Annotated in this window: 10 protein-coding genes, 2 tRNA genes and 1 pseudogene; 3 read left to right on the top strand and 10 right to left on the bottom strand. The window is 60.9% G+C overall.

What is annotated here, in order from left to right; genetic code table 11:
* Positions 1 to 3: 3 nt before the first annotated feature.
* Complete coding sequence (locus tag ACUJB0_RS06615) at positions 4 to 300, bottom strand: hypothetical protein (RefSeq protein WP_444844531.1); 297 nt, start codon at positions 298 to 300, stop codon at positions 4 to 6.
* Between the two features lie 261 nt (positions 301 to 561).
* Between ACUJB0_RS06615 and ACUJB0_RS06610 the strand changes: the two are divergent.
* Positions 562 to 1,720: pseudogene (locus tag ACUJB0_RS06610) on the top strand (sterol desaturase family protein).
* 57 nt (positions 1,721 to 1,777) lie between these two features.
* Here ACUJB0_RS06610 and ACUJB0_RS06605 read toward each other — a convergent pair.
* Together ACUJB0_RS06605 and ACUJB0_RS06600 are read right to left on the bottom strand one after the other, a co-directional pair.
* A tRNA-Asn gene (locus tag ACUJB0_RS06605) sits at positions 1,778 to 1,853 on the bottom strand.
* A gap of 93 nt (positions 1,854 to 1,946) precedes the next feature.
* Positions 1,947 to 3,281 (bottom strand): sensor histidine kinase, encoded by a 1,335-nt coding sequence (locus ACUJB0_RS06600; RefSeq protein ID WP_444844530.1) that lies wholly within the window; start codon positions 3,279 to 3,281, stop codon positions 1,947 to 1,949.
* Positions 3,282 to 3,555: 274 nt separating this feature from the next.
* Here ACUJB0_RS06600 and ACUJB0_RS06595 point away from each other — a divergent pair, with 274 nt between their 5' ends.
* Positions 3,556 to 4,020, top strand: a complete 465-nt coding sequence (locus ACUJB0_RS06595; RefSeq protein WP_444844529.1) for a cache domain-containing protein — start codon at positions 3,556 to 3,558, stop codon at positions 4,018 to 4,020.
* A gap of 37 nt (positions 4,021 to 4,057) precedes the next feature.
* Here ACUJB0_RS06595 and ACUJB0_RS06590 read toward each other — a convergent pair whose 3' ends face one another.
* The 3 genes from ACUJB0_RS06590 to ACUJB0_RS06580 form a co-directional block, all read right to left on the bottom strand.
* On the bottom strand, positions 4,058 to 5,368 hold the full coding sequence (locus tag ACUJB0_RS06590) for a helix-turn-helix domain-containing protein (RefSeq protein ID WP_444844528.1): 1,311 nt from the start codon (positions 5,366 to 5,368) through the stop codon (positions 4,058 to 4,060).
* 163 nt (positions 5,369 to 5,531) lie between these two features.
* A tRNA-Asn gene (locus tag ACUJB0_RS06585) sits at positions 5,532 to 5,607 on the bottom strand.
* Positions 5,608 to 5,721: 114 nt separating this feature from the next.
* Complete coding sequence (locus tag ACUJB0_RS06580; protein ID WP_444844527.1) at positions 5,722 to 6,924, bottom strand: amino acid aminotransferase; 1,203 nt, start codon at positions 6,922 to 6,924, stop codon at positions 5,722 to 5,724.
* 113 nt (positions 6,925 to 7,037) lie between these two features.
* Between ACUJB0_RS06580 and uvrB the strand changes: the two genes are divergently transcribed.
* Positions 7,038 to 9,110, top strand: a complete 2,073-nt coding sequence (gene uvrB / locus ACUJB0_RS06575) for an excinuclease ABC subunit UvrB (protein ID WP_444844526.1) — start codon at positions 7,038 to 7,040, stop codon at positions 9,108 to 9,110.
* A 4-nt stretch (positions 9,111 to 9,114) separates the two neighbouring features.
* Here the strand turns inward: uvrB and ACUJB0_RS06570 are convergent, their stop codons facing one another.
* From ACUJB0_RS06570 to ACUJB0_RS06555, 4 genes are all read right to left on the bottom strand, one after another.
* Positions 9,115 to 10,059, bottom strand: coding sequence for an alpha/beta hydrolase (locus ACUJB0_RS06570; RefSeq protein ID WP_444844525.1), 945 nt, complete (start codon positions 10,057 to 10,059; stop codon positions 9,115 to 9,117).
* Positions 10,060 to 10,061: 2 nt separating this feature from the next.
* Positions 10,062 to 10,709, bottom strand: coding sequence for an SdpI family protein (locus ACUJB0_RS06565; RefSeq protein WP_444844524.1), 648 nt, complete (start codon positions 10,707 to 10,709; stop codon positions 10,062 to 10,064).
* Positions 10,706 to 10,993 carry an autorepressor SdpR family transcription factor gene (locus ACUJB0_RS06560; protein ID WP_161083479.1) on the bottom strand — a complete coding sequence of 96 codons (288 nt, stop codon included), beginning with the start codon at positions 10,991 to 10,993 and terminating at the stop codon, positions 10,706 to 10,708. Before ACUJB0_RS06560 ends, ACUJB0_RS06565 begins: the two co-directional genes overlap by 4 nt.
* 90 nt (positions 10,994 to 11,083) lie before the next feature.
* Complete coding sequence (locus tag ACUJB0_RS06555) at positions 11,084 to 12,163, bottom strand: ABC transporter ATP-binding protein (RefSeq protein WP_444844523.1); 1,080 nt, start codon at positions 12,161 to 12,163, stop codon at positions 11,084 to 11,086.
* Positions 12,164 to 12,170: the final 7 nt, after the last annotated feature.

Raw genomic sequence — 12,170 nt, 5'->3', positions numbered from 1 at the left:
CCTCTATTTATTTTTAAAAGATGAAAGCACAGTTTCCTGGTCCAGCGAGAGACGGAACAAGACCACTTCGCTCAGCAAGCGGACGACCTCATCTTTCCATTCCTGGTTCCTGCCGGCGGCCGGCATGGCGGCCAGGGTGCTGCGCAACAGCGCCACTTCGCGCTCCAGTTCCCGCACCCGCTGCACCTGATCCACCGCCTCGGCTGAGATGACCATCGATTTCCCTTCTGGCCAGAAATAAGATTCAGAATACCGAGGTGCAAGATTCCCGTCCACCGGAATCACGTTTTTTGGTGACATTTGGGCGCCAAAATGCAAAAGCCCAACGCTGGGCAGGCAAGGCGGTGCAGCGCGGCCAAGGCAGCCGAGAGGGGCATGCGGTCAAGACTAGACGGGGACAGGGCAACTTCAGCAAAGGGGCGGATGTGTACTTTCCAGATGTCCCTTGAGGACAGATCTAATGCCGAAGTGGGCCAGCTTCTGCAATTTATCAACACCCTCCTACCCTCACCTCGGATATTATTGCAAGAATTGCAAACTAGCAATGATCGGAGAGCCAGGATGAAGAGCAAAGTCATCGATCAGGTCAGCACTGCGGTACAGGAAACCGGCAACTTGCTGAAACAGGATGGCCCCCTGCCGAAAGGAACGGGACTGGCCAGCGGCGTACTGGCATTAACCCTGGCGGTCTTGTCTTTGTTGGGCGTGGCGGCGTTCCATTACCCGCAATATCTGACCACGCCTGAGCTAAGGCACGCCTATTCTCCCGACCTGATCCGGCATATCATGTTTGCCGCACTGGTGCTGTCGGGCTCGATTAGCCTGCTCAATCTGCTGTTCAAACGCAAGCGCAGCCTGAATACCGTCGCCGCTGCGCTGGTGCTAATCAGCGTAGCCGCCGGCGGTTCACACGTGCCGGTTGCCGATTTCCCCGACCATACACCGTATATCGGCCTCGATTGGTTCATCCTCGACCTCCTGGGATCCACCATTATTTTCGCCGCGCTGGAGAAAATCTTCCCGCTGTACAACGGCCAGCTCCTGTTCCGCAAAGAATGGCAGACTGACATTGTGCACTTCGCGGTTAATCACTTCATTGTGGGCCTAGCGCTCCTGACGGTAAACTTCGCTGTCCACCGCCTGTTTGGCTGGATGCTGAACGATAGGGTGCATGATTTGGTACATGCCATTCCCTTCCTGCCTCAGCTACTGCTGTGCATTCTGGTGGCCGATCTGGCGCAATACTGGCTTCACCGCAGCTATCATGAAGTGCCTTTCCTGTGGCGATTCCATGCAGTGCATCACTCGGCCAAGACCATGGACTGGCTGGCCGGTTCGCGCCAGCACATGCTGGAGCTGATCTGTACCCGTGTCGGCGTGCTGGGTGCGCTGTACGTGCTTGGCTTTGAAAAGAGCGTGATGGATGCCTACATCATCATCGTCGGCTTCCAGGCGGTGTTCAATCATGCCAATGTCCATCTGCCGTGGGGACCGTTGAAGTACCTGGTCGTCACCCCGGACTTCCATCATTGGCACCATGCCTCCGACGATGTGGCGATCGACCGCAACTACGCAGCGCATTACGCCTTCCTGGATCACCTGTTCGGCACGGCCATCAAGGATCAGCAGGGCTTTCCGGAAAAATATGGTGTGCAGGGCGCACTATATGCCGGATGGCTTCCTGAACCAGCTGCGGTTCCCGTTCCGCTCGCAAAAGTAAGCGCTGCACAAGCGGGAAAGCAAAAAGCCCAACCGTAAGGCTGGGCTTTTTTAATTCTGGCTCCCCGACCTGGACTCGAACCAGGGACCTGCGGATTAACAGTCCGTCGCTCTACCGACTGAGCTATCAGGGAAATGAGGCCCGAATTATAGCCGCTCAAAACGGATTTGGCGACCCCATGGCGAATATTTTTTACGCCACCGCCCGAATGGCCGGCGCCGGCGCCCTAGTGCGACGGTGGATCCAGCGGCGCGATCCGTGGCACCCGCAGCGTGAAACGCGCGCCGCGACCCGGTTCGCTCTCCACCTGCACGTCACCGCGCAGGGCGGAGGTGACCTGGTTGTAGACCACATGCAGCCCCAGCCCGCTGCCGCCCTGGCCCAGACGGGTGGTGAAGAACGGGTCAAACACGCGGGCGATATTGGCCTCCGGAATACCCACTCCGTCATCGGCAACGGACACTTCGATCCTGTCATCAGCCAGCCTGCGCGCCGTGATAGTGACATGGCCCTGCCCGCCCTCCGGAAACGCATGCACCAGCGCGTTATTGACCAGGTTCACCAAGACCTGCTCCAGCGGGCCGGGGTAGCTGTCCATGACGAGGCCCTCCTCCACGTCACACACCACCTGGTGCCCGCTCTTGCGGATAGCCGGCCCCAGCGTGGCGAGGATGTCCTTGAATGTCTTCCTCACGTCGAATTCACGCCGGCGCATGCTGGACTGGTCCACCGCGACCTGCTTGAAGCTGGCCACCAGGTCGGCAGCTCTTCCCAGGCTGTGCAGCAGGATATCGGCGCCCTGGTCGACGCCGCTGATGAAATCCTGCATGTGTTTGCGCGTCACGCCCGTCTCCAGCTCCTTGGCGATGGTCACCGCGTTACTTTTGAGCGTGCTGGCCAGCATCAAGCCATTGCCGATCGGCGTGTTGAGCTCGTGCGATATCCCCGCCACCAGGCTGCCCAGCGCCGACATCTTTTCCGCCCGCAGCAGCTCGCCCTGCATGGCGACGATTTTATCGAGCGCGGCCTTCAAGTCCGCGTTGCTGCGCAACAGAGCCTGATTGGCGTCGAGCAGGCTGGCATTGCTGATCATTAATTTCTGCTGTTGCTCGATCACCTGGAAGTCGGCCTCGATCGCCCTTTTGATCTCCCACAATAAATCGACGTAGCGCTGCTGATAGTTGCGCTTTTTGCTGTCGAGCACACAGATGGTGCCGAATACCTCGTCGTTCGGCCATACCAACGGCACACCCAGATAGGAAATCATGTTCAGCGCGACGTCGGGATTGTCCTTCCAGTGCTCGTCCTCCAGCGCGTCGGCCACATGAAGCATGGAGCGCGTGGCCATTACCGTCTCGCAGTACAGGCCGGTGTTCAGATTGGCTTTCTCGTGCGCCTCGTAGGGATTGCCCGGCGTGTGGCTAGACACCAGCACCTCGATCTGCTGCGGCCTGACGCGCATGATCAGGCCAGCAGGCACGTCGAAGACGTCCGCCATGACGTTCGTGGTTTGTTGCCACTTACCGAGGAAATCATCAGACACGACACGTTGTTCAACCATTGCGGCGGGCTCCTTGTTCAGTCGACACGGCCCTTACGGCTGACCGGTAGGCAAGCACGCAGGCATGTAAATGGTAGGCCCATTTGAGGCATCTTTGTGAAAATATCGCTGCAGCAAAGCAAAAATACCAACTTGCGGTGCGCGCCGATGGGAAGCGGGCACTATCGGATTGACATTGCCGTCTGTTGAGGCAGAGAATACTTTTCATGGTTTCTCAGCCATCGAAGGCAATGATGCCTGACTATTAAATGTTCAATAAAGACAGGGGAACAGCATGAAACGCTTTTTCAGGATTGTCGCCATCATCGCCGCCTTTGCGCTGTCCAACGCGGTTTCCGCAGCCGACGCCGAGCGAGGAACGCCCGAGCAGGCGGTCGCCCTGGTCAAGCGGGTCATCGGGGACATCAAGAAATACGGTAAGGACAAGGTTGTCCAGGACGTCCAGAATCAGCTTCCGATATACCGGGAGCGCGACCTCTACGTGACGATCGGCACGATGGAGGGCTACACCCTGGCGAACGGAAACACCCCTAAACTCGCCGGCAAGAACGTCCTCGACATCAAGGACGTGAACGGGAAATTCATCATGCGCGAGCGCATCGAAATCGCCAAGACCAAGAATTCGGGATGGCAGGAATACTCATGGCCCGATCCGGTGACCAAGGAAGTGCAAAAGAAATCGATGTATGTCGAACGCGCCGGGGATTTGGTTGTCGCCTGCGGGGTGTACAAGCTCTGAACCTGGATCGGAGGGCCGCAAGACAGAGCATCCCTTCTTAATTGGTCGGGTCGATCGACTTGAGCACCTTGCCCTGCTCGTCCAGCATCTGGATCTGGGCCTTGCCGTCGGCAGCTACCATCAGCATCAGGCGCGCGCGGCCTTTGGCATCATTCAGTTGCAACACCGAACCTTTATCGCGGGTATTGCCAAGCCAAATGCGATTCTCGCTCAGGCGGCCTTCTTCCGACAATTTTTTCCAGTAGGCCTCCTGTTCGGCGGCAGGCAGCTTGCGGGCTTCCGCACCGAAGCGTGTCATATCCTCCATCGAAGTGATCTTGAAGCTGGGCACATCGTTGATTTTGATCGAGGTCATCTGGTGCGTGCCGCCATCATTGCTCAGGAGCTGAAGGGCCTGGTCCTGGCGGAAACGGTCAAAGGTCAGCGACAGGCCGGCCAATATCTTGCCGTCGGCTGTCATGCCGCCCCGCTGGATCAGGCCACCGTTTTCCGTGCCTTCCTCGTTGATGAATAACATGCCAGCGACGTCGCGGCGGTCAGGCCGGGCTCCCTCCTTGCCTTGCTGGAAATCGCCCGGGAATTGTGCCTTGTTCGAGATAGTGATGCGCTTCGTTCCATCCGGCTCGACGATATTAATCCGTCCCACAGTGATTTCATCAAAAGTTTCCTTCTTCTGGGTCTTGGCGGCGGTCAACGTGCGGTTGCCAGTCGACTGGGCACGCTCGGATTGAACCAAGGCGTAGCGGCGCTCGCCCTGCCCGTCTTTCTCCGTAAAGAAGCTGCCGCGGTTTTCAGGCGTTTCCACTGACACGGGGCTGACACGCTTGGACTTGAATTCAGCCCGCGCCAAGGCAAACTGCTCGTCCGTCATGAGCTTGGCCTGCCGCCGCAGAGACAGGATTTCTTCCTGCGTTTCAAAAATGTTCTGCGGCTCGCCGGCCAGGATCACGCCAGGCGACGAATACTTGTAAATTCTGTTTGAGAAGAAAATGCCGTCGTTCGCCGCCAGCATCAAGGCAAAGCCGACGATCCAGGCCAGCGCCGAGCCGTACAGCCAGCGCTTGAAGCTGTGCTCCTGCACTACCACGGTCCGGGTATTGAACTGGCCGACCGCCGGAATGTGGCTCAGCGTGGTGTCCAGGAGTTCCTGGTCAATATCCCGCAGCATGGCCGCCGCGTCGATTCCCAGGCCGGCCACGATCGTGTTGAACATGTCGGCCGACGGCAATGACTTGTCGTTCTCGAGTTTGGAGAGATACGATTGCTCGATCCCCAGCGCCGCCGCAAACTGTGGCTGAGTTTGGGCACGCTCGGTCCTGATCTGCTTGAGCTTTTCGCCGAAATTCATAACAACCTTTCCAAGAAGTAAATCGAATGACCGTATTCTTAGTCATTCATGCAAGACTTGGAAGGTGAATATTGATGAATTCCCATGAATTTGGGGAATTGCGGCGCTGAAATGCAAAAAAGCCCAACCTTTGCAGGCTGGGCTTTTTTGCCTTACTGAATTCTGGCTCCCCGACCTGGACTCGAACCAGGGACCTGCGGATTAACAGTCCGTCGCTCTACCGACTGAGCTATCAGGGATTAGAGGCAACATTTTATACTGTTTAGATCATTCCATCAAGATTTCTGACAGAACAAGTATTTCATGTCGCCTTACGAGTTAAGCTTAGTCGCTCAACCCGAAGAAGCAAGATTTTAAAGGACTTTCGCGATGGCGTCAATAACGATGTCGATATTGCGGGAATTGAGCGCGGCGACGCAGATGCGGCCGGTATCGACGGCGTAGATCGACTGCGCGCGCAGCTGGTCCACCTGGGCCTTGGTCAGGCCGGAGTACGAGAACATGCCGACCTGGTCGCGCACAAAGGCGAAATCGTGGGCCGGAGCCTTGGCCTTGAGCTTGGCCACGAAGGCTTCGCGCATTTCCTTGATGCGCACGCGCATGCCGGCCAGCTCGTCTTCCCACATCTGACGCAGTTCCGGCGTGGTCAGCACGGTGGCCACCACTTTGCCGCCGTGGACCGGAGGATTCGAGTAGTTGGTGCGCACCACGCGCTTGAGCTGCGACATCAGGCGGCTCGCCTCTTCGCCGCTGGCCGCGACCACGCTCAACGCGCCCACGCGTTCGCCGTACAGCGAGAACGACTTCGAGAACGAATTCGACACCAGCAGCGGACCGCCGGCGGCCGCGAAGCGGCGCACCACGGCGCCGTCTTCGGCGATGCCGGCGCCGAAGCCCTGGTAAGCCATGTCCAGGAACGGCACCAGGCCGCCGTTGGTCACCACGGCGATGATCTCATCCCACTGGGCCGAGGTCAGGTCGGCGCCGGTCGGGTTGTGGCAGCAGGCGTGCAGCAGCACGATGGAGCCGCGCGGCATGGCCTTCAGGTCGGCCAGCATGCCGGCGAAGTTCACGCCGTGGGTAGCCGCATCGTAGTAGGTGTAGTTGTTGACGGTGAAGCCGGCGCTTTCGAACAGCGCGCGGTGGTTCTCCCAGCTAGGATCGCTGATGTAGACCTGCGAATCCGGCGAGAAGCGCTTCAGGAAGTCGGCGCCGATCTTCAGGGCGCCAGTGCCGCCGATGGCCTGCACGGTCACGGCGCGCTTCTCTTGAATAACAGCGCTGTCGGCGCCAAATACCAGTTCCTGCACCGCCTTGTCGTAGGCAGCCAGGCCTTCGATCGGCAGGTAGGTGCGCGGAGCCGGCGCGGCGATCAGGATTTCCTCCGCTTTCTGCACGCACGACAGCAGCGGCACTTTGCCATTGTCGTCATAATAGACGCCCACGCCCAGATTGATTTTGGCCGGATTCTGGTCGGCGTTAAAAGCTTCGGTAATGCCCAGGATAGGGTCGCGTGGTGCCATGTCGATGGCGCTGAACAAGCTAGGATTCGTCATGATAAGATTGGATTCGATTGGAAGCGGTACGCAGCGGTTGAAGGTAGACAGCGCCCCATAAATAACTGCTTCAGGCCGCTGGCAGGCCATTATTTTAACAAAGGTCGGACAAGATGGCTGATTTACCCGTAGTAGACACCCCAAACGCAACGGTTGTGACCTTCCCGGACTCGCCGTTCAAGCTGCACCAACCCTTCCCGCCGGCCGGCGACCAGCCCACCGCGATCGACCAGCTGTGCGAGGGCATCAACGACGGCCTGTTCTTCCAGACCCTGCTCGGCGTGACCGGCTCCGGCAAGACCTACACGATGGCCAACGTGATCGCCCGCCAGGGCCGCCCCGCCATCGTCTTCGCGCCGAACAAGACGCTGGCCGCGCAGCTGTACTCGGAGTTCCGCGAGTTCTTCCCGGAGAACGCGGTCGAGTACTTCGTCTCCTACTACGATTACTATCAGCCGGAAGCCTACGTGCCGCAGCGCGACCTGTTCATCGAAAAGGATTCGTCCATCAATGAGCACATCGAGCAGATGCGCCTGTCCTGCACCAAGTCGCTGATGGAGCGGCGCGACGTCATCATCGTCGCCACCGTGTCGGCGATCTACGGTATCGGTAACCCGACCGAATACCACCAGATGATCCTGACGCTGCGCGCCAAGGACCGCGTCTCGCAGCGCGACATCATCGCGCGCCTGATCCAGATGCAGTACACCCGCAACGAAGTGGATTTCGGCCGCGGCACCTTCCGCGTGCGCGGCGACACGCTCGACATCTTCCCGGCGGAGAATGCGGAGCTGGCGGTGCGCCTGGACCTGTTCGACGACGAGCTGGAATCGATCCAGCTGTTCGACCCGCTGACCGGCCGCGTCAAGCAGAAGATCCCGCGCTTCACCGTCTATCCCGGTTCGCACTACGTCACGCCGCGTTCGACCGTGCTGCGCGCGATCGAGACCATCAAGCTGGAACTGCGCGAGCGCCTGGAGTTCTTCCGCAAGGAGAGCAAGCTGGTGGAAGAACAGCGCCTGGAGCAGCGCACCCGCTTCGACCTGGAGATGATGGCCGAAATCGGCTTCACCAAGGGCATCGAGAACTACTCGCGCCACCTGAGCGGCGCCCTGCCCGGCGAGCCGCCGCCAACGCTGGTCGACTACCTGCCCAAGGACGCGCTGATGTTCCTCGACGAGTCGCATGTGCTGATCGGCCAGTTGAGCGCCATGTACAACGGCGACCGTTCGCGCAAGACCAACCTGGTGGACTACGGCTTCCGCCTGCCGTCCGCGCTGGACAACCGCCCGCTGAAGTTCGAGGAGTTCGAACAGAAGATGCGGCAGACGGTGTTCGTCTCCGCCACGCCGGCCGAATACGAAAAAACCCACGCCGACCAGGTGGTCGAACAGGTGGTGCGCCCCACCGGCCTGGTGGACCCGCAGATCATCGTGCGTCCGGCCAGCTCGCAGGTGGACGACCTGATGTCCGAGATCACGCTGCGCGTCGCCAAGAACGAGCGCGTGCTGGTGACCACGCTGACCAAGCGCATGTCCGAGCAGCTGACCGAATACCTGAGCGACCATGGCATCAAGGTGCGCTACCTGCACAGCGATATCGAGACGGTGGAACGGGTCGAGCTGCTGCGCGACCTGCGCATCGGCACCTTCGACGTGCTGGTGGGGATCAACCTGTTGCGCGAGGGCCTGGACTTGCCGGAGGTGTCGCTGGTGGCTATCCTGGACGCGGACAAGGAAGGCTTCTTGCGTTCGGAACGCTCGCTGATCCAGACCATCGGCCGCGCCGCGCGTAACCTGAACGGCGTGGCGCTGCTGTACGCGGACCGCATGACCGATTCGATGGAACGCGCCATCGGCGAGACGGAGCGCCGCCGCGCCAAGCAGATCGCCTTCAACACCGCCAATGGCATCGTGCCGCGCGGTGTGCACAAGCAGATCCGCGACATGATCGACGGCGTCTACAGCCCGCAGGATGCGAAGGAAGAGCTGCAGGTGGCGCAGGAGACGGCCAAGTACGAATCCATGAGCGAGAAGCAGATCAGCAAGGAGATCAAGCGCCTGGAGAAGGCCATGCTCGATCACGCCAAGAACCTGGAGTTCGAAAAAGCCGCGCAGGTGCGCGACCAGCTGCATCACCTCAAGCAGCAGCTGTTTGGCGCGCCGGGCGCGGACAATATCGCCTGAGCGCTTACGGCGCCTTGACGAAGCTGCTCAAGGCGTCGATCAACTGCGGCGCCACCGGCAGATCGGGGCTGCCGTAGGACTTCATCTGCAAAGCCTCATCGCTGCCGACAATCTTCAGCACGTGGTTCATCCCTTCGACCATCACCAGCCTGGCGCGCGGCGCAGCCGCGGCCAGCGCCTTCGCTTCCGACGTCTGCACCTGGATATCCGACGTGCCTTGCAGGATCAGCACCGGCATCGCCAGCGCCGCAATCGCCGTGCGCGGATCGTGCTTCAGCGACGAGATCAGGTAAGGCTGCACCGACGGGTGGTACAGCATCATCAAGCCCTGCGGCACATCGTCAACCAGCTTGCCCTGCTTCAGCGCAGCCAAGATGCGTTCGTTCTGGTCATTCAGGGCCGGCGGCAGCTTGGACTTCAACTGGTCGCGCAGGATCTCGTCCAGCGGGTGGCCGGCGCCGGCGATCAGCACGCAGGCATCGATGGCCGCTTGCTTGCACGCCTCGGCGGCGATCTGCGCGCCTTCGCTATGCCCAGCCATTACCACGCGCGAGAAACGCGGATCGGCGCGCAGCTTGCGCAGCCATGCGGTGGCGTCGCCGATGTAATCGTCCAGGCGCAGGTCCTGCTCCCTCCACACCGGCAGCGCGCTGGCGCCGATGCCGCGTTTGTCGTAGCGCACCGACGCGATGCCGCGCTTGGCCAGCTCCTCGGCAACCATGCGCAGCGAGTCGTTAGGCCCTGGCAGCAACCTATTATTGCCATCGCGGTCCGTGGGGCCGGAGCCGGCGTGCAGCAGCACCACCGGCACCTTGCCGCCGCCATCCGGCAGCAGTTCCGTTCCATACAGGGTTCCGCCGCCGACATCGAGCGATACCGGCCGTTGGGCCGCGTGAGCCTGGGCAGACACCGATAAAATCAACAACGACAGCAAAAGCTTGAAGCGCATAGCTATTCTCCGATCTGGTGAGGAAGACGTTTATAAAGCAGCAGCGAGTAGGCCACCGCCAGCGGCGCCCATGCCAGCAGCAACGCCAGCAAGGCCCATTTCGGGGCGCCAAGCCAGACAGCGAAAAGGCCCAATACCCCGCTGGCCACCATCAAGCGTGCCGCCAGCCTGTGCGTGGCGTACCAAACGCGCTCGCTCGCCAGCGTCCACGGCGTGCGGATGCCCATGAAGAAGTTGCGGCGCACCTTGCCCAGCGGGTTGCCGGCGAGGATAAGCAACAAGAAGACGCCAACAAAGGATGCGGGCACGATTGGCACGTGTGCGTGCAGCGTGGCGGCCAGCGTCAATGCATAGACGTAGGCGAGCAGGCAGACAACGACGCCGCTCACGTAGTAGTAAGTCGACTCAAAGCCGTTGATTTCGAAGCGGCGTGGCGACATGCCCGGCAGGACCGCGCACAGCAAGGCCACCATCGCCATCATGCCGGGGCCCAGCAGCCACAAGGCCGCGCGGGGACCATAGCCGTTGACATGGCCGGACGCATCCCAGTGTATCGGCACGCTTTCGGGCAGCTGCGGCCAGAAGTACGCGGTGGCCGCGCAGGCGGCGGCGATCAGCGCAAAACAAAACAGCAGATAACGTGTTTTCATTTTTTCCTCGCTTTGGTTTCGGGGCCGGCCAGGTCCATCATCCACGACAGCACGTCCTGGAGCACCGTGGTGTTCAAGCCGTACCAGATGGTCTGTCCTTCGCGCCGGCGGGTGATCAGGTCGGCGTCGGCCAGCACCGCGAAGTGGTGCGACATGGTGGGCTTGCTCATGTCGAAATGCGCCGCCAGGTCGCCGGCCGTCATCTCGCCAGGACGCAGCAGGCGCAGTATCTCGCGCCGGGCCGGGTCGGCGATGGCCTTGAAGGCGTTGTTGGAAGCATTCATAGTGAGACAGACATCTAATTAGACAGTCATCTAACTATAGGCCGATAAAAAACGGCGGTCAAGCGATATCCGCTCCGCCGCCTTGCCAGGCTAGATCGCCAGGCCGTCCCGGTCGAACACGTGCCAGCGCGCCGGTTCCACCCGCACTGTGGCCACTTGCCCGTTCTGCCAGCGCACTTCCGGATCGATGCGCGCGATGAACTGCGTCGTGCCACCGTCCGGCGTCAGGTAGACGTAACTGGTGTCGCCCAACAGCTCGGCCGCCAGTACCGTGACGGCGATGCCCTCGCCGCCGGCACTCTCCAGCGCCATGTGCTCCGCGCGCACGCCCAGCGTGACGCTATCGCCCACACCCAGGCCGGCACGCGGCGCGACCTGCGCCAGCGCGCCGCCGGCCAGGCGCACGGCCATCGTCTGCGGCGCCAACTGCTCCACCGTGCCACTGATGAAGTTCATCGCGGGAGAGCCAAGGAAGCCGGCCACGAACAGGTTGGCGGGACGCTGGTACAAATCCAGCGGCGCCCCCACCTGCTCCACCACGCCGCCGCGCAGCACCACGATGCGGTCGGCCAGCGTCATCGCTTCCACCTGGTCGTGTGTCACGTAGATCATCGTGCTGCGCAGCGTGCGGTGCAGGTTCTTCAACTCGATGCGCATCTGCACCCGCAGCGCCGCGTCCAGGTTGGACAAGGGCTCGTCGAACAGGAACACCTGCGGCTGGCGGACGATGGCGCGGCCGATCGCCACCCGCTGCCGCTGCCCGCCGGAGAGCTCCTTCGGCTTGCGCTGCAACAGCGGTTCGATACGCAGGATGGCCGCCGCCTGCTCCACCTTGGCGCGAATGTCATCCTGCGGCAGGCCCGCCAGCTTCAGCGCGAAAGCCATGTTGTCGTACACCGTCATGTGCGGGTACAGCGCATAGCTCTGGAACACCATCGCGATGCCGCGCGCCGCCGGCGCCACCGTGGTCATGTCCTTACCGCCGATGAGCACCGCGCCTTCGTCGCTGTCTTCCAGTCCGCAGATGGTGCGCAACAGCGTCGATTTGCCGCAGCCGGATGGGCCGACGAACACCACGAACTCGCCGTCGGCGATGCTCAGGTCTATGCCGCGCAGTATCTGCTGCTGGCCAAACCCTTTTTTGATGCCTTGTATTTCCAGTCCAGCCATTCCATTC

Origin of the sequence: Duganella caerulea (assembly GCF_040362985.1) — a bacterium.
GTDB lineage: Bacteria > Pseudomonadota > Gammaproteobacteria > Burkholderiales > Burkholderiaceae_D > Rugamonas > Rugamonas vulcania.
Note: the sequence above shows the minus strand (reverse complement) of the source record. Positions and strands in the feature narration are given on the sequence as shown.